Source organism: Stenotrophomonas sp. Br8 (assembly GCF_014763005.1).
Lineage (GTDB): Bacteria > Pseudomonadota > Gammaproteobacteria > Xanthomonadales > Xanthomonadaceae > Stenotrophomonas > Stenotrophomonas lactitubi.
The window spans coordinates 157,415-174,342 of sequence record NZ_JACGTN010000003.1; the positions used below are offsets into that span (position 1 = coordinate 157,415).

Here is a 16,928-nt window from a genome sequence, read left to right on the forward strand (position 1 = left end):
TGGCTCGGCTCTACTGAGGGCGGGGGACAGGTCCCCGCAGGCCCCGCCCAGGGGTTGACTTGACCCGTCCCCGGTGGTCCACGTACAATTCCGCTCCTGTCCGCCCTCGACGGCGGCAGTCCATAGACCACAATAACTACAGAGGAAGTCTGGTCATGTACGCAGTACTGGTCACCGGCGGTAAGCAATACCGCGTGGCGCAGGGCGAAAAGCTCCGCATTGAAAAGCTCGAAGTCGAAGTCGGCAGCGAGATCAAGTTCGACAACATCCTGCTGCTCGGCGACAGCGATGGCATCAAGATCGGCGACGCCCTGAGCGGCGCTGCGGTCACTGCCACCGTCCTGTCCCAGGGTCGTGCCGACAAGGTCCGGATCATCAAGTTCCGTCGCCGTAAGCACCACATGAAGCGCCAGGGTCACCGTCAGTACTACACCGAAATCGAGATCACCGGCATTGCCGGTGGCAGCAAGTAAGGAGATAGGTCATGGCACATAAAAAAGGCGTAGGCTCTTCGCGCAACGGTCGCGACTCCAACCCGAAGTACCTCGGCGTCAAGATCTTCGGCGGCCAGGCCATCGAAGCCGGCAACATCATCGTGCGTCAGCGCGGCACCCAGTTCCACCCGGGTTCCGGCGTCGGCCTCGGTCGTGACCACACCCTGTTCGCCCTGACGGACGGCAAGGTGGAGTTCACCGTGAAGGGCCCGAAGAAGCGTCGCACTGTCAGCGTCGTCTCGGTCGAAGCCTGATAAGGCAACGGCCGGCGCCCATGCCCCGGCATGGAGACGCTGCATGAAGAGCCCCGCTTCGGCGGGGCTTTTCGTTGGAATCAATGGTAAAACGGGCATCGCCCGGTTGTCGGCCAGCGGCCGGCACTACATCAAGGTGGCGGCGTGCATGCCGCGCCCATCGCAGGCATCGAAACAATGAAACTGGTAGACGAAGCAGAAATCGAAGTGTTCGCCGGCAACGGCGGCAACGGCTGCATTGGCTTCCGTCGCGAGAAGTTCATTCCGCTCGGCGGCCCGGACGGCGGCGACGGCGGTGCGGGCGGCAGCGTGTGGATCCGCGCCGACGAAAACCTCAACACCCTGGTCGACTTCCGCCATGACCGCATCTTCAAGGCGCAGCGCGGCGAGAACGGCATGGGCCGCCAGGCCTATGGCAAGGGCGGCGAAGACATGGTCATTACCGTGCCGGTCGGCACCGTGATCATCAACGTGGCCACCGATGAAATCATCGGCGACCTGACCCAGCATGGCGACCGCCTGCTGGTGGCCAAGGGCGGCCGCGGCGGCCTCGGCAACATGCATTTCAAGAGCTCCACCAACCGCTCGCCGCGCCAGGCGCTGCCGGGTGAGCCGGGTGAAGAGCGCACGCTGAAGCTGGAGTTGAAGCTGCTGGCCGACGTCGGCCTGCTGGGCTTCCCCAATGCCGGCAAGAGCACCCTGATCCGCGCCGTCTCGGCGGCGACGCCGAAGGTGGCCGATTACCCGTTCACCACGCTGTACCCGAACCTGGGTGTGGTGAAGGTGGAAAACTACCGCAGCTTCGTGATCGCCGATATTCCGGGCCTGATCGAGGGTGCTGCCGACGGTGCCGGCCTGGGCGCGCAGTTCCTGCGCCACCTGCAGCGCACCCGCCTGTTGCTGCACCTCGTCGACATCTCGCCGATGGAAGGTGGTGTGGAAGGTGTTTCCCCGGTCGAGCAGGTGCGTGCCATCGAGCGCGAACTGGAAAAGCACGATCCGGAGCTGCTGGCCAAGCCGCGCTGGCTGGTGCTGAACAAGGCCGACCTGATGTTCGAGGACGAGGCCAAGGCCGCCGCCGAGAAGATCGTGGCCGAGCTGGGCTGGAAGGAGCCGTGGTTCCTGGTGTCCGCACTGGGTCGCGAGGGCACCTTCCCGATCATGAGCCGGATCATGGCGTTCTTCGATCGCCAGAAGGAAGACGAGCTCGAGGCGGCACGCAACGCGCAGTAATGCCTGTTGCGGTTCCCGCGAAAAAACCCGGCTTCGGCCGGGTTTTTTGTGGGTGCCGCTCTTCTGTAGAGCCGAGCCCATGCTCGGCTGCTGTTCGCGCGGCCAGCCGAGCATGGGCTCGGCTCTACAGAGGCGGAAACTGCAGGCAACAAAAAACCCGGCCGAAGCCGGGCTTTTGCGTGCTGCCGGAGCCGGGGCTCCAGCAACCAACCGGATCAGGCGGCCTGGAGGGCCTTGATGCGGTCGTTCAGGCGGCTCTTGTGGCGAGCAGCCTTGTTCTTGTGGATCAGGCCACGCGCGCTGAAACGATCCAGGATCGGCTGGGCAACGGCGAAGGCGGCTTGAGCGCCGGCGGCATCGTTGGCGTCCAGCGCCTTGATCACTTTCTTGACAGCGGTGCGCAGCATCGAGCGCTGAGCCACGTTGCGCGCGTTGCGCACGACGGTCTGCTTGGCGCGCTTCTTGGCGGACTTGATATTGGCCACGGTGGTGGTTTCCTGAAAAATCGGTGTTATGGGAACAGCAAGCTAGCTAGTATGATGGCGTAAGAAATGTACGTCAAGTCGATTGTCAAGAGGGACGTTGAGTGAGTTCACCCAAGATGTTGCGGGGCCTGCTGTCGTTCAGCAGCATGACCATGGTCTCGCGGGTTCTCGGCCTGGTCCGGGACCAGGTGGTGACCTCGACCTTCGGCACCAACGCCATCACCGATGCTTTCTGGGTCGCCTTCAGGATACCCAATTTCCTGCGCCGGCTGTTCGCCGAGGGCTCCTTTGCCACCGCATTCGTGCCGGTGTTCACCGAGGTGAAGGAAACCCGCAGCCACGCCGAGCTGCGTGAACTGATGGCCCGCACTGCCGGCACCCTGGGCGGCGTGCTGATGCTGGTCACCGCGCTGGCGCTGATCTTCGCGCCGCAGCTGGCGTCGGTCTTCGCAAGTGGCGTCGACACCGACCCTGCCAAGCAGGGCCTGCTGATTGACCTGTTCCGCCTGACTTTCCCGTTCCTGCTGTTCGTTTCGCTGACCGCCCTGGCCGGTGGTGCGCTGAACAGTTTCCAGCGCTTCGCGATGCCGGCGCTGACCCCGGTCATCCTCAACCTGTGCATGATCGCCGGCGCGCTGTGGCTGGCGCCGCGGCTGGGTGGCACGCCGGAAAAGCAGATCCTCGCCCTGGGCTGGGCCGTGCTGGCCGCCGGCCTGCTGCAGCTGCTGTTCCAGCTGCCTTCGTTGAAGGGCATCGACCTGCTGACCCTGCCGCGCTGGGGCTGGAACCATCCGGGCGTGCGCAAGGTGATGACGCTGATGGTGCCGACCCTGTTCGGCTCGTCAGTGGCGCAGATCAACCTGCTGCTGGATACCGTCATCGCCGCCAAGCTGACCGATGGTTCGCAATCCTGGCTGTCGCTGGCCGATCGCTTCCTGGAACTGCCGTTGGGCGTGTTCGGCGTGGCCCTGGGCACGGTGATCCTGCCGGCGCTGGCCCGGCATCATGTCAGCACCGACCGCGAAGGCTTCTCGCGCTCGCTGGACTGGGGCTTGCGCATGACCCTGCTGATCTCGGTGCCGGCCATGCTCGGCCTGCTGCTGCTGGCCGAGCCGCTGATCTCCACGATCTTCCAGCACGGCCAGTTCACCGCCTTCGACACCCGCATGACGGCGCTGTCGGTGTACGGCCTGAGCTTCGGCCTGCCGGCCTTCGCGCTGCTGAAAGTGGTGCTGCCGGCCTTTTACGCGCGCCAGGACACCAGGACGCCGGTGCGTGCTGGTGTCGCCGCGTTGGTGGCCAACATGGTGTTCAACTTCGCCCTGCTGGCGGTGCTGTACCAGGTGATGGTGCCCGATGAGCTGAAGGCGCAGGGGGTGATGGCCGCCCTCGGCAAGCAGCCTGGCCTGCACCTGGCGCTGGGCATTGCCAGCGCGCTGTCCAGTTACCTGAACCTGGGGCTGCTCTGGTACTGGCTGGGCAAGACCGATGTCTACCAGCGGCGCCCGGGCTGGGGCGGCTACCTGCTGCGCCTGCTGCTGGCGTGTACGGCGATGGTCGGCGTGCTGCTGGCCCTGCTGTACTGGCTGCCTGGCTTCTCGTCGATGGGCGTGTGGGAACGGATCGGTGCCCTCGGCCTGCTGGTCGGCGGTGGCGGGCTGACCTATCTGCTGGCGATGGTGGCGATGGGCTTCCGCCCGCGCGACCTGCGTGGGCATTGATCGTGGCTCCCGGCGGCTATACTTCAGGGTTACACCATTGAAACGGCGGGCTTGGGCCGGCCGGAACGAGAGTTGATGAGCAGGCTGTTCAGAAGCGTCGAGGGCGGGGAGCTGTTCCCCAACGGAAGCGTGGTCTGCATCGGTGCATTCGACGGCCTCCACCTGGGGCATCGTGCGCTGGTGCGGCACGCGGTCGCGCGCGCGCGCGCCTTGGGTGTGGCTGCGGTGGCGGTCGCCTTCGAGCCGTTGCCGCGCGAGTTCTTCGCCCAGGGCACGCCGCCGCCGCGGTTGACCCTGGCCCGCAGCAAGGTCGAGATCCTGCGCGAACTGGGCGTCGATGCGATCGGCCTGCTGCGCTTTGACGCGGCGATGGCGGCAATGCCGGCCGAGGCATTCGTACGCCAGCTGCTGGCCCAGCGCTTGAACGCCCGCGAGGTCTGGATCGGGCCGGAGTTCTGTTTCGGCAACCGTCGCCGTGGCGATCTGGCCCTGCTGCAGGCGCTGGGCGCTGAGCTCGGTTTCAGCGCCGGTGAAATCGAAGCGGTCGACCTGCATGGTGATCGCATCTCCAGCACCCGTATCCGCCAGCTGCTGCAGGAAGGCGACTTCGCCCGTGTCGGCGATCTGCTGGGGCGTCCCTACTCGATCAGCGGGCGGGTGGTGCGCGGGCGCCAGCTCGGCCGTACGCTGGGCTTCCCCACCGCCAACCTGCGGTTCCCGAAGACCCCGGCGCTGTCGGGCATCTACGCGACCTGGGTGCACGGGGTGTTCGACCAGCCGTGGCCGTCGGTGTCCAGCTTCGGTACCCGGCCGACCGTGGACGGCGTGGAGCCGCTGCTGGAAGCGCACCTGTTCGATTTCCAGGGCGACCTGTACGGGCGCCACATCGAAGTGGAATTCGTCGCCAAGCTGCGTGACGAAGAGAAATTCAACGATCTGGCGGCGCTGACCGACCAGATGCACCGCGACGCCGAACAGGCGCGTGCCATCCTTTCCGAACATAGATTGCGAGCCACTGCGTGAGCCAGGACTACAAGACCACCCTCAACCTGCCGGCCACCGAATTCCCGATGCGCGGCGACCTGCCCAAGCGCGAGCCGGGCATTCTGGCGCGCTGGGAAGAGCAGGGGCTCTACCAGCAGCTGCGCGACAACGCCGCCGGCCGCCCGCTGTTCGTGCTGCATGACGGCCCGCCGTACGCCAATGCGCGCATCCACCTGGGCCATGCGGTCAACAAGATCCTCAAGGACATCATCGTCAAGTCGCGCTACCTGGCCGGCTTCGATGCGCCCTACGTGCCGGGCTGGGACTGCCATGGCCTGCCGATCGAAATCGCGGTGGAAAAGAAGTGGGGCAAGGTCGGGGTGAAGCTCGATGCGGTCGAGTTCCGGCAGAAGTGCCGCGAGTTCGCCGAGGAGCAGATCGACATCCAGCGCGCTGACTTCAAGCGCCTGGGCGTCACCGGCGACTGGGACAACCCGTACAAGACCCTGAGCTTCGATTTCGAGGCCAACGAGATCCGCGCGTTGTCCAAGATCGTGGCCAACGGCCATCTGCTGCGCGGCGCCAAGCCGGTGTACTGGTGCTTCGACTGCGGCTCGGCTCTGGCCGAAGCCGAGATCGAGTACCACGAGAAGACCTCGCCGGCGATCGACGTGGCCTACGCCGCACGTGATGCACAGGCGGTGGCGCAGGCGTTCGGCGTCAGCCTGCCGGCCGATGTCGAAGTGGCCGTGCCGATCTGGACCACCACCCCGTGGACGCTGCCGGCCTCGCTGGCGGTGTCGCTGGGCGCGGACATCCGCTATGTGCTGGCCGAAGGCCCGGCGCACAACGGCAAGCGCCGTTGGCTGGTGCTGGCCGCGGCCCTGGCCGAACGGTCGCTGCAGCGCTACGGCGTGGACGCGGTGGTGCTGCATGGTGAAGCCGAAGGTTCGGCACTGGAAAACCAGCTGCTGGCGCACCCGTTCTACCCGGAGCGCGAGATCCTCGTGCTCAACGGCGAACACGTGTCCGACGAGGACGGTACCGGTGCGGTGCACACTGCGCCCGGCCACGGCCAGGAAGACTACGTGGTCAGCCAGAAATACGGCCTGCTGGACAAGTACAACGCCGGTCAGATCACTCCGATCGACGGCCGTGGCGTCTACCTGGAATCGACCCCGCCGGCCGGGGACGTGGTGCTGGCTGGCCAGCACCTGTGGAAGGCGCAGGAGGCGATCGTGCAGGTGCTGCGTGACAGCGGCGCACTGCTGGCCTTCGTCGAGATCCGCCACAGCTACCCGCACTGCTGGCGGCACAAGACGCCGGTTGTGTTCCGCGCCACCCCGCAGTGGTTCATTTCGATGGACAAGGCCAACCTGCGCAACGATGCGCTGGCCGCCATCGACACCGTCGGCTGGTTCCCGAGCTGGGGCAAGGCGCGCATCCAGAGCATGGTCGACGGCCGCCCGGACTGGACGATCTCGCGCCAGCGCACCTGGGGCGTGCCGATCGCACTGTTCACCCACCGCCAGACCGGCGAGATCCACCCGCGTTCGGTGGAGCTGATGCAGCAGGTCGCCGACCGCGTTGAAGCCGAAGGCATCGACGTGTGGTACTCGCTGGATGCGGCTGAACTGCTGGGCGCTGAAGCGGCCGACTACGAGAAGGTCACCGACATCCTCGACGTCTGGTTCGATTCCGGCGTGACCCATGAAGCAGTGCTGGCCGCGCGTGGCTTCGGCAAGCCGGCCGACCTGTACCTGGAAGGCTCCGACCAGCATCGCGGCTGGTTCCAGTCCTCGCTGCTGACCGGCGTGGCCATCGACAAGCACGCGCCGTACAAGCAGTGCCTCACCCACGGTTTCACCGTGGACGAGCACGGCCGCAAGATGTCCAAGTCGCTGGGCAACGGCATCGAGCCGCAGGAAATCATGAACAAGCTGGGCGCGGACATCCTGCGCCTGTGGATCGCCTCGGCCGACTACAGCAACGAGATGTCGCTGTCGCAGGAAATCCTCAAGCGCACCGCCGACGCCTACCGTCGCCTGCGCAACACCGCCCGCTTCCTGCTGGGCAACCTGGACGGTTTCGATCCGGCCCAGCACCTGCGCCCGCTCAACGAGATGGTCGCGCTGGACCGCTGGATCGTGCACCGCGCCTGGGAGCTGCAGGAGAAGATCAAGGCGGCGTATGACAATTACGACATGGCCGAGATCGTGCAGCTGCTGCTGAACTTCTGCAGCGTGGACCTGGGCTCGCTGTACCTGGACGTGACCAAGGACCGCCTGTACACGATGCCGACCGATTCGGATGGTCGTCGTTCGGCGCAGAGCGCGATGTACCACATCGCCGAAGCGTTCACCCGCTGGGTGGCGCCGATCCTGACCTTCACCGCCGACGAGCTTTGGGGTTACCTGCCGGGTGACCGTGCCGGCCACGTGCTGTTCACCACCTGGTACGAGGGCCTGGCACCGCTGCCGGCCGAGGCACAGCTCAGCGCTGCCGACTTCGACCAGCTGCTGGCCGTGCGCGAACAGGTGGCCAAGGTGCTGGAGCCGATGCGCGCCAATGGTGCGATCGGCGCCGCGCTGGAAGCGGAGATCACCATCGCCGCCAGCGAAGACCAGGCCGCACGCTGGCAGCCGCTGGCCGATGAACTGCGTTTCCTGTTCATCAGCGGTGACGTGCAGGTGCGCCCGGCGACCACCGACGAGGTGTTCGTCAGCGCCCAGCCGACGCAGAAGTCCAAGTGCGTGCGCTGCTGGCACCACCGTGCCGACGTTGGCAGCAATGCCGACCACCCGGAACTGTGCGGTCGCTGCGTGACCAACATCGCCGGTGCCGGCGAAGTGCGGAGCTGGTTCTGATGGCCGCCCCGCGCCCGCATCCCAACGCACTGATCTGGCTGCTGCTGTCGGCAGTCATCATCGGCCTGGACCAGTGGTCGAAGGCCTGGGTGCTGTCGAGCCTGCCGGAGTTCCAGCCGGTGGTGGTCATCGACGGCTTCTGGAACTGGTACCGCACCTACAACACGGGTGCAGCGTTCAGCTTCCTGAGCGACGCCGGTGGCTGGCAGAAGCATTTCTTCACCGTTCTGGCGATCGCCATCAGCGGCCTGATGGCCTGGTGGCTGCGTGCTACCGCCCGTGGCAACTGGAAGGCCGCCGTGCCTTATGCACTGATCATCGGCGGTGCGATCGGCAACGTGATCGACCGCCAGGTGCATGGTCATGTGGTGGATTTCATCCAGTGGTACGTCGGCGAGCATGTCTGGCCGTCGTTCAACATCGCCGATTCGGCCATCGTGGTGGGTGCCGTAGGCATCGCCCTGTTCGGCCTGTTCGACGGCAAGTCCGCCAAAAAGGCGGATAATGCCAACCCGAAACCGTAAGCCGGCCGCTGCCGGGAGACTGAACTGATGGATGTGCTGCTCGCCAACCCGCGTGGTTTCTGTGCCGGTGTCGATCGTGCGATCGAGATCGTCAAGCGCGCGATCGAAACGCTCGGCGCGCCCATCTATGTCCGCCATGAAGTGGTGCACAACCGCTTCGTGGTTGATGACCTGAAGCAGCGCGGCGCGATCTTCGTCGAAGAACTCGACGAAGTGCCGGACAACAACACCGTCATCTTCAGCGCCCACGGTGTTTCCCAGGCCGTACGCCTGGAAGCAGAGCGTCGTGGCCTGAAAGTGTTCGACGCCACCTGTCCGCTGGTGACCAAGGTTCATTTCGAAGTCGCCCGTCACTGCCGTGCCGGCCGTGACGTGGTGCTGATCGGCCATGCCGGCCATCCGGAAGTGGAAGGCACGATGGGGCAGTGGAACCGCGAGGCGGGCACCGGCCAGATCTATCTTGTCGAGGACGTGGAGCAGGTGGCCACGCTGCAGATCAACCAGCCGGAAAACTTCGCCTACACCACCCAGACCACGCTGTCGGTGGACGACACGCGCGGCATCATCGAAGCCATGCGCGCGCGCTTCCCGGCGATGCAGGGGCCGAAGAACGACGACATCTGCTACGCCACGCAGAACCGCCAGGACGCCGTGCGCGACCTGGCCAAGCGCTGCGACCTGGTGCTGGTGGTCGGTTCGCCGAACAGCTCCAATTCCAACCGTCTGAGCGAGCTGGCCCGCCGTGAAGGCGTGGAGAGCTACCTGATCGACGGTGCCCACGAGATCGACCCGGCCTGGGTGCTCGGCAAGCAGCATATCGGCGTGACCGCCGGTGCGTCGGCGCCGCAGGTGCTGGTCGATGGCGTGCTGGCGCGTCTGGCCGAGCTGGGGGCTTCCGGCATCGGTGAGCTGGACGGCGAGCCGGAATCGATGGTGTTCGCGCTGCCGAAGGAACTGCGCCTGCGGTTGGTTGACTGACCGATAGCGCTACGGGTGGGTGCGAACCTTGGTTCGCACGGCTTCGGGATGCATGTCATCCACGCATGGCGTGGATCTACCCGGTACTCCTCCGCTTTCCAGTAGATCCACGCCATGCGTGGATGCGGTCCGCCCTCGATGTCGCTGCGATGAGGCTTTGCTGCATCAGGTCGATGCACTGGCAACCATGACCTTCGGCCATGGGGCTCGGCATCGCACAGGCCTAGCATCGGGAAATCCTTCGCTGCTGGAAGTTGCCGATGAAAACCCGTGCCCTGGTGATGTCCGTGCTGATCGCGCTGGCGGCCACGCCCGCGCTGGCGCAGACCCCGCCACCGGGTGATGCCGCCGCCCCCGGCCTGCTGCGCATCGATGTCGACGCGCGCGACCTGGCCCGGCGCATCTTCAAGGTGACCGCCACCGTGCCGGCCAAGCCCGGCCCGCTGACCCTGCTGTACCCGCAGTGGATTCCCGGCAACCATTCGCCCACCGGCCCCATCGACAAGCTGGCGGGGCTGCGGGTGACCGCCAACGGCAAGCCGTTGGCCTGGCAGCGCGACCAGTTCAACGTGTACGCGTTCAAAGTGGACGTGCCGGCGGGTGTGAGTGAGATCGTCGCCCACTTCGATTTCCTGTCTTCGCAGGGTGGAAGCCAGGGCCGGGTGGTGATGACCCCGGAAATGCTCAACCTGCAGTGGAACGCCAACTCGCTGTATCCGGCCGGCGTGGACGCGCGCAATCTGCAGGCGCAGGCGAGCGTGACCCTGCCCAAGGGCTGGGCCTATGCCACCGCGCTGGAAACCGCACGCCGCGATGGCGACACCGTGGTGTTCAAGCCGATTTCGTACGACCACCTGGTCGACTCGCCGTTGTTTGCCGGTGAGCATCACCAGCGCATCGACCTCGACCCGGGCGCGAAGGCGCCGGTGCATCTGAACGTGTTCGCCGACGATGCCAAATCGCTGAAGCCAACCGATGCGCAGTTGAAGGTGCATCGTGCGCTGGTGCAGCAGGCCGACAAGCTGTACGGCGCGCGTCACTACGATCACTACGAATTCCTGCTTGCGCTGACCGATCGTCTCGGCGGCATCGGGCTGGAGCACCATCGCTCCAGCGAGAACAGTGCCGACCCGGGCTACTTCACCGAGTGGGACAGCAATGCCTGGATGCGCGACCTGCTGCCGCATGAGTACACCCACTCGTGGAACGGCAAGTACCGTCGCGGTGCCGACCTGGCCACGGCCAATTTCAATACGCCGATGGGCGACAGCCTGTTGTGGGTGTATGAAGGCCAGACCCAGTTCTGGGGCCAGGTGCTGGCCGCGCGTTCGGGCCTTTGGACCACTGAGCAGGCGCGCGACATGCTGGCGAACGTGGCGGCAACCTATGACCGCGGCCGCCCGGGACTTGCGTGGCGCCCGCTGCAGGACACCACCAACGACCCGACCATCGCCCAGCGCCGCACGTTGCCGTACCGCAATTACCAGATGAGCGAAGACTACTACTCCGGTGGGCAGATGCTGTGGCTGGAGGTGGAGGGCAAGCTGCGTGGGCTGACCGGCAACCGCCGCAGCCTGGATGACTTCGCGCGTGCGTTCTTCGGCGTCGGCAACGGCGATTGGGACGTCAATCCGTACACCTTCGATGACGTGGTGGCGACCTTGAACGGCATCGCGCCGTACGACTGGGCGGGCTTCCTTCGGCAGCGCCTGGACGGGCACGGATCGCTGACCGGCGGCCTGGAACTGGCGGGCTGGAAGCTGGTCTACCGCGATGCGCCGAACGAGGCCTACAAGGCACAGGAAAAGCGCGCGAAGGCAGCGCTGCTGGCCTACTCGCTGGGCGCGACGGTGCTCGACAGCGGCGTTGTCGGCGATGTGGTCTGGGACAGCCCGGCGTTCAATGCCGGCCTGGCGCCGGGCATGAAGGTGATCGCCGTTGGCGGTCGCGAATACAGCAGCCAGCGCTTGAAGGATGCGGTGGCTGCAGCGGCCACTGACAAGGCGCCGATCACGCTGCTGGTCAAACAGTTCGACCGCATCGATACGATGAAGATCGACTATCACGGTGGCCTGCAGTATCCGGTGCTGGAACGCATCACCGGCCGCCCGGACCGCCTTGCAGAGCTGTGGAAGGCACGATGAAGCTGCGCACGCGTGATGGGGTGATCCTGGTGGTGGCCGTGCTGGCCATCGTCGGCGCCTACCTGGACGACGATGGGCGCTGGCTGCACTGGTTGGCCAAGCCAGCGACCACGTTGCTGATCGCCGCCATCGCCTGGCAGGCGCGGCCGGTGGTGGATGCGTTCTACCGGCGCGCGGTGCTGGCCGGCATGCTGCTGTCCTGCGTGGGCGATATCGCGCTGATGCTGCCGGTCGACGCGTTCGTGCCGGGGCTGGTTGCCTTCCTGCTTGCGCATCTCTGCTACATCGCCGCATTCCGCGCCGGCCTGCGTGCGGGCCGCGGATTGCTCGCTGCCTTCGTGCTGCTTGCCGCATTCGCTTCGATCAACGTGGCCGGCCTGTGGCCACATCTGCCGCTGCCGATGCGCATTCCGGTGTTGGCCTACGTCGTGGTGCTTGCCGCCATGGCGGTGCTGGCATTGGCCCGTTACTGGAAGCGGCCGCACGCCGATGCGTTGGAAGCGGGCAGCGCGCGTTGGGCCGCCGGTGGCGCATTGCTGTTCGTGGCCAGCGATTCATTGCTGGCGTGGGATCGCTTCGGCGGTGGCCTGCCGCTGGCCAGCCTCCTGGTGCTGTCCACCTATTACGCCGCGCAGTACGCCATCGCCCGCTCGGTGAGATAGCAGAAAAGGGGACGGAGGGGATTAAGTCGCTTTGGCCATCGTCGCGCCACTTGCGACCTAATCCCCCCCGTCCCCTTTTTCTACTGCAGGTTGCCCTTGGTGTCGTAGCGCAGGCGCACGGTCTGGCGGTCGCCGGCTACTTCATCCGGCAGCCACACCAGCTTGCCGCCCTTGCGGATGACCACATACACATGGCCGACCTGGGCCGGCGTACGCATCAGTGCATTGCGCTGTTGCTGCAGGGCCTGCGTCACCCGTGGCACGGCATCGAAATCGATGTTGGCCAGTGCGGTGCTGCTGCGGCGCAGGCTGATGGTCGGCGCGAACTGTTGCGGGTTCACCGCATCGCCCTTGCGCCACTGCCCGCGTTGGTAGTGGTAACCATCCACGTGGCCCGGCTGCTGTGGATCGACCAGGTCGATGTCGATGCGGCCGTCGTCATGGAAGTGGATGCTGTGGAAGACGACCAGGCGTTCGCCGGCCAGTCCGGGCATCGCTTCCAGCGCCTGCCGTGCAGCCTGCAGGCGCTCGGCGTCGAGCAGCAGGTTCGGCCGCGTGCGCCCGGGTACCTGCATCGGTTCGGGTGCCGCCCGTGGCGTGGCGATGGCCGTGGTGCGCAACGGTTGTTCCCAAGGATGTTGCTGCGTTGCATCCGCAGGCGCGATCGATGCGGCGCCACGCAGGGTCGTGTTGACGGTCTGCAGTGCCCCGCCCGCCGTGGCGACACCGGCCAGGGCCAGCACCACGCCAGCGAACACCAGCGGTGTGGACACGGGCCGCTTCACGCGCGCTCCATGCGCACGCTGCGGCGATCATCCGGGTCGTACAGGATGTCGACCTGCCCGCGTGGAATGTTGGCCAGGTCGAGCAGCGCAACGAAGCGGCGCACGCTGGCCTGCTGTACGTTGCCCTCGCGGTCGAGATATTCCAGCTGGAATTCCACCTGCGGTTGTTCGTTGACGTAGGTGCCGGTCTGGCGCACGTCGAGCACCCGCGCTTCGGCAGCGACGCCGCGGTACTTGAGGGCTTCAGCGCGCGCGTCGATCTGCAGTGTGCCGGCAAGCAGTCGCGCCAGCAGGCGCAGGGCGATCAGGTAGCTGCACAGCACCAGCGGGCAGATCAGCAGTGGATGACCGAAACCCAGGAACGTCCAGCCCATGCCATCGCTTTGCAGCCGGTAGGCCATGACGTACGCAGCAGCGACCCCGACGATGCCGATCAGGCCGCCGATCGCGCGGCGCCACAGGCTGGCGCTGTCCAGTTCCGGTTGCGCTCCTTCCAGCATTACGTTGGGCGAAGGCCCTGGCGTGCGGCTGAGCAGCACGCCCAACTGCTTGCCCACGGCAAAACGCTGCAGCTGTGGCTTGCTGTCGACCACGACCAGCGTTTCGGTGATCGGCGTGCCGGACAGATTGTCGAAGGCCAGTTGCAGCCGCCACTGCGCGAAGCCACGCACCTGCACACCGGTCTGTTCGGCCTGCTCGATGCGCGCGCTGCGTGGCTCGCCGTCGGCGAGGATGCTGCGCACGCGTTGCAATGCGCGCGGTGGCGCCAGCAGCAGGTAATGCAGGAAGGCGTACAGCAGCACCAGCCACAGTGCCAGCGACGCCGCCAGCAGGCCCAGTGCCAGCCCTGGCGCGCTGCGGTCGCCCACGTCCAGCGGCCAACCGGTGCCGAAGTAGATCAGGCAGGGGAAGGGCAGCGCGAAGAACAACATGAGCGCGCCCAGGAACCAGAGGTAGGCTTTCATGACTCGCCTTCGACGCCGTGGAACAGGCGGCGTAGGGTACTACGCTCAGCGGAATTGCAGGGTCAGCAGGAAGTAGCGCCCCAGGGGATCGTCCAGCCCGGGCATCTGCCCGCCGCTGCCGACAAGGTAGTTCACCGGCCGCGTATCGAGCAGGTTGTGCACGTCCAGAGCGGCAATCACGCGCGGGCTCAGCCGGCGCGCCAGATGCAGGTTCCAGCGCAGCTGCGCAGGGTTCATGCAGCGGCGCTGGTCATGCTGCTCCTGCGTGCAGGCTTCACCGGCCAGCCATGCGCGGGTGCGGCCGACGCGGTTGCCACGCAGGGCGATGTCCCAGGATGGGTTCTGCCACTGCACGTTGAGGATGCCTGCGTTCGCCGGTGTGGCATGCCCGCGCAGGTCCACCGATTCGCCATGGCTGCGATCACGTCGCAGTTCCTGCTGTTTCAATGCATCCAGCGAGAACAGCCATTGCCCGTTGCGGCCGGCATCCACCCGGTACTCGCCACGCAGTACCCAGTTGCGCGAGGTGGTGCGGCCGATGTTGTCGAATGACAGTCGAAGATCCCGCAGGCGGCCCTGCTCATCCAGCTCCCAGGTACCGGGATTCCACAGTGCGTCGCTGGGTTGCAGGGCGAGGATCTCGTTGCGCAGTTCGACGATGTTGTGGGTCAGCGACAGCGAGAACGCATCATTCGGAGTCCAGCTGGCAGCCAGCGAGTGGCTGCGCGAGGTCTCGGCTTTCAGCGCATCGTTCTCGACCACCTCTACTTCCACCGCGCAGCCGCCACCGCGCAGCGGGCGCGCGCACGGCGGCAGGGAAGCCGATGCGGGCAGGGGATACAGGCCGAAGTAGCCCGGCGGTCGCCGCCGCTCGAAGATGCTGGGCGCGCGGTAGCCGCGGCCACTGGCCAGCAGGAACGACCAGTGCGGGCTCGGGCTCCAGCGCAGGCCGGCACGCGGCGAGAACGCGGTGTCACCGCCATCGCGGTCCAGCCGCGCGGCCACGTCCAGGCGCAGCGTCGGCGCCAACGGCAGGCCCAGTTCGGCGTAGGCGGCGTTGCTCTGCCGCGACAGACGGCGTTGCTCCAGCGGCAGGCTCAGCGCCAGCTCGCCCTTGCCCAGCAGCGGATCAGGAAGCGATGTCCAGCGCTCGCGGCGCAGGTCGATACCGGTGGCCAGTTGTGCGGCACCGCCGGGCAGTGTCATCAGGGTTCGCTGCATGCCCCACCAGCCCTGCCACTGTTCGGTGTGTCCGCGGTTGTGGATGGCCGGAAACAGCTCCTCTGCCAGCCCCGGTGGCAGAGTGGAAAAGCCGGGCAGGAAATCCAGCGTTCGCGCGGCCTCCAGCAGGCGTTCGCTGCGCACGGTACCTTCGGTGCGCAGGTCCACCTGGCTGCGCTGCGCGCTGAGGCCGGCATCCCAGCTGCGGCCCGCGCGCTCACGGCCCATGCCAAAACTGATGTCGCCCTCGGTGGCATGCACGCGCGGGCGCACTTCGCCGCCTTCCTGCAGGACCACATTGAGGATCGCGCCACGGTTGAATTCGAGTGCGACGGCGGTCGGGCCCAGTTCAAAACGCTGGCGGTTGTGACTGGCGCGTGCTTCCACATAGGCGTAGCGTCCGTCACCGCGTTCGTGGCGATAGCGCAGGTAGCCGGACAGCGTCTCCGATGCCGGTTGCAGCGAACGCGGACGTGCGCTGTCGAGCCAGCAGCCGTCGTCTTCGCGCTGCAACGGCGGATGGCACTGCGTGGCAGGGAGGTAAACACCGTTGGGTATGATCAGCCCGATCGGGTACAGCGAGGTTTCTGCATGCCAGTCGCGCTGGTCACCGGCTACATGCTGGAGGCGATGCAGGTCGATGCCGGCAAACCAGCGGTCGCCACCTTCGCGCACGCCACCGGTGGCTGCCTGCACACGGTACTGATCGCCATCACCACGGCTGCTGACCCCCGATTGCAGGGTGGCCTCCGGCCCCTCGGCCTGGTCGCGCAGGATGATGTTGACCACGCCGGACATTGCATCGGCGCCGTAGATGGCCGAAGCACCGCCGCGCACCAGTTCGATGCGCTCGACGAAGCTGAGCGGAATGCCACCCAGATCGGTCAGCCCGCCTTCTTCCAGTGAGACCATCGGATAGCGCGGCAGGCGCCGGCCATTGACCAGGAACAGGGTCGCGCGCGGGCCCATGCCGTCCAGGCTGGTGGTGGCTGCTGCGCCGACCGGCAGGTACAGCGAATCACCACTGCGCGAGGTGCTCAGCGGCGGGTGGCCGTTCATGCCGGGCAGGTGGCGCAACAGGTCGAACAGCGTGCCGTAGCCGCTGCGCAGGATGTCTTCGCGGTCGATCACCGTTACCGGCAGCGTGGTCTGCACGGAGGTGCGCGGCAACCGGCTGCCGGTGACATGGATCGGAGCCATTTCCACCTGCACCGGCTTCGGTGGCGCTGGCGGCGGTGGCCGCCGTACCGGCTGCGCGACCACATCGGGTGGCGCAGCATGCCGGCGCACTACGAATCCGCCGCTGGGTGTCTGCAGGATGTTCACCGGCATGCCAGCGACGAGTCGCTTCAGTGCGGCGGCCGGCGCCAGCGAGCCGGCGACGCCGCTGGTGCGCAGGTCTGCCAATTCACGTGCGTCGAACACCAGGGCGATGCCGCTCTGGCGCGCCCATTGCTGCAGTGCCGGCGACAGGGCGCCGGGAGCGATCCGGTAATCGACCTGGGTGACTGCCTCGGCAGCGCCTGTCGTGGCCGCCACACCGGGCACCAGCACAACGCACAGCAGGGCCTGCAGCAGGCCCCAGCGCAGCATGTCCCAACGAAGCACACC

At 66.5% G+C, this 16,928-nt stretch carries 15 protein-coding genes; 11 read left to right on the top strand and 4 right to left on the bottom strand.

The genetic code is table 11. From position 1 onward, the window contains the following. The first annotated feature begins 155 nt into the window (after positions 1–155). From rplU to obgE, 4 genes are read left to right on the top strand one after another with little or no spacing between them, the layout of a single operon-like run. The gene (gene rplU, locus H3005_RS02070) at positions 156–473 is read left to right on the top strand and encodes a 50S ribosomal protein L21 (RefSeq protein WP_004148331.1); all 318 of its coding nucleotides are present in this window, start codon (positions 156–158) and stop codon (positions 471–473) included. 11 nt (positions 474–484) lie between these two features. Beyond that, entirely contained in the window at positions 485–748 is a 264-nt protein-coding gene (rpmA, locus tag H3005_RS02075) for a 50S ribosomal protein L27 (protein ID WP_089239574.1), read from the top strand. A 43-nt stretch (positions 749–791) separates the two neighbouring features. Beyond that, positions 792–929, top strand: coding sequence for a hypothetical protein (locus H3005_RS02080; RefSeq protein WP_157804331.1), 138 nt, complete (start codon positions 792–794; stop codon positions 927–929). Further along, positions 926–1,981, top strand: coding sequence for a GTPase ObgE (obgE, locus tag H3005_RS02085; RefSeq protein ID WP_025873852.1), 1,056 nt, complete (start codon positions 926–928; stop codon positions 1,979–1,981). The genes H3005_RS02080 and obgE overlap by 4 nt, the downstream gene beginning before the upstream one ends. Positions 1,982–2,196: 215 nt before the next feature. Here obgE and rpsT read toward each other — a convergent pair whose 3' ends face one another. Further along, positions 2,197–2,466 carry a 30S ribosomal protein S20 gene (gene rpsT, locus H3005_RS02090; protein ID WP_025873851.1) on the bottom strand — a complete coding sequence of 90 codons (270 nt, stop codon included), beginning with the start codon at positions 2,464–2,466 and terminating at the stop codon, positions 2,197–2,199. 116 nt (positions 2,467–2,582) lie between these two features. On the opposite strand from rpsT, the gene murJ reads away from it, so the two are divergent. From murJ to H3005_RS02125, 7 genes are all read left to right on the top strand, one after another. Next, a complete protein-coding gene (gene murJ / locus H3005_RS02095; RefSeq protein WP_100551857.1) occupies positions 2,583–4,187 on the top strand; it encodes a murein biosynthesis integral membrane protein MurJ in 1,605 nt (534 codons plus the stop codon). 75 nt (positions 4,188–4,262) lie between these two features. Beyond that, complete coding sequence (locus H3005_RS02100; protein ID WP_089239580.1) at positions 4,263–5,210, top strand: bifunctional riboflavin kinase/FAD synthetase; 948 nt, start codon at positions 4,263–4,265, stop codon at positions 5,208–5,210. Continuing rightward, positions 5,207–8,038: an isoleucine--tRNA ligase gene (ileS, locus tag H3005_RS02105; RefSeq protein WP_100551859.1), complete on the top strand. Its 2,832-nt coding sequence runs from the start codon at positions 5,207–5,209 to the stop codon at positions 8,036–8,038. Before H3005_RS02100 ends, ileS begins: the two co-directional genes overlap by 4 nt. Next, the gene (lspA, locus tag H3005_RS02110; protein ID WP_100551860.1) at positions 8,038–8,562 is read left to right on the top strand and encodes a signal peptidase II; all 525 of its coding nucleotides are present in this window, start codon (positions 8,038–8,040) and stop codon (positions 8,560–8,562) included. The genes ileS and lspA overlap by 1 nt, the downstream gene beginning before the upstream one ends. Before the next feature lie 27 nt (positions 8,563–8,589). Beyond that, a complete protein-coding gene (gene ispH, locus H3005_RS02115; RefSeq protein WP_089239586.1) occupies positions 8,590–9,540 on the top strand; it encodes a 4-hydroxy-3-methylbut-2-enyl diphosphate reductase in 951 nt (316 codons plus the stop codon). 260 nt (positions 9,541–9,800) lie between these two features. Then, positions 9,801–11,684, top strand: coding sequence for a M61 family metallopeptidase (locus H3005_RS02120; protein WP_100551861.1), 1,884 nt, complete (start codon positions 9,801–9,803; stop codon positions 11,682–11,684). Next, complete coding sequence (locus H3005_RS02125) at positions 11,681–12,346, top strand: lysoplasmalogenase (RefSeq protein ID WP_100551862.1); 666 nt, start codon at positions 11,681–11,683, stop codon at positions 12,344–12,346. The genes H3005_RS02120 and H3005_RS02125 overlap by 4 nt, the downstream gene beginning before the upstream one ends. A gap of 80 nt (positions 12,347–12,426) precedes the next feature. Here the strand turns inward: H3005_RS02125 and H3005_RS02130 are convergent, their stop codons facing one another. From H3005_RS02130 to H3005_RS02140, 3 genes are read right to left on the bottom strand one after another with little or no spacing between them, the layout of a single operon-like run. Then, positions 12,427–13,131 carry a hypothetical protein gene (locus tag H3005_RS02130; RefSeq protein WP_191077500.1) on the bottom strand — a complete coding sequence of 235 codons (705 nt, stop codon included), beginning with the start codon at positions 13,129–13,131 and terminating at the stop codon, positions 12,427–12,429. Continuing rightward, positions 13,128–14,096 (bottom strand): hypothetical protein, encoded by a 969-nt coding sequence (locus H3005_RS02135; protein ID WP_100551864.1) that lies wholly within the window; start codon positions 14,094–14,096, stop codon positions 13,128–13,130. Before H3005_RS02135 ends, H3005_RS02130 begins: the two co-directional genes overlap by 4 nt. Positions 14,097–14,141: 45 nt before the next feature. Beyond that, on the bottom strand, positions 14,142–16,910 hold the full coding sequence (locus tag H3005_RS02140) for a TonB-dependent receptor (protein ID WP_100554066.1): 2,769 nt from the start codon (positions 16,908–16,910) through the stop codon (positions 14,142–14,144). Positions 16,911–16,928: the final 18 nt, after the last annotated feature.

Coding starts and splice junctions, on each gene's coding strand:
- H3005_RS02100 (WP_089239580.1), top strand. CDS start 4,263: ATGAGCAGGCTGTTCAGAAGCGTCGAGGGCGGGGAGCTGTTCCCCAAC.
- H3005_RS02080 (WP_157804331.1), top strand. CDS start 792: ATGAAGAGCCCCGCTTCGGCGGGGCTTTTCGTTGGAATCAATGGTAAA.
- obgE (WP_025873852.1), top strand. CDS start 926: ATGAAACTGGTAGACGAAGCAGAAATCGAAGTGTTCGCCGGCAACGGC.
- H3005_RS02135 (WP_100551864.1), bottom strand. CDS start 14,096: ATGAAAGCCTACCTCTGGTTCCTGGGCGCGCTCATGTTGTTCTTCGCG.
- ispH (WP_089239586.1), top strand. CDS start 8,590: ATGGATGTGCTGCTCGCCAACCCGCGTGGTTTCTGTGCCGGTGTCGAT.
- H3005_RS02140 (WP_100554066.1), bottom strand. CDS start 16,910: ATGCTGCGCTGGGGCCTGCTGCAGGCCCTGCTGTGCGTTGTGCTGGTG.
- H3005_RS02125 (WP_100551862.1), top strand. CDS start 11,681: ATGAAGCTGCGCACGCGTGATGGGGTGATCCTGGTGGTGGCCGTGCTG.
- murJ (WP_100551857.1), top strand. CDS start 2,583: ATGTTGCGGGGCCTGCTGTCGTTCAGCAGCATGACCATGGTCTCGCGG.
- rplU (WP_004148331.1), top strand. CDS start 156: ATGTACGCAGTACTGGTCACCGGCGGTAAGCAATACCGCGTGGCGCAG.
- H3005_RS02120 (WP_100551861.1), top strand. CDS start 9,801: ATGAAAACCCGTGCCCTGGTGATGTCCGTGCTGATCGCGCTGGCGGCC.
- lspA (WP_100551860.1), top strand. CDS start 8,038: ATGGCCGCCCCGCGCCCGCATCCCAACGCACTGATCTGGCTGCTGCTG.
- rpmA (WP_089239574.1), top strand. CDS start 485: ATGGCACATAAAAAAGGCGTAGGCTCTTCGCGCAACGGTCGCGACTCC.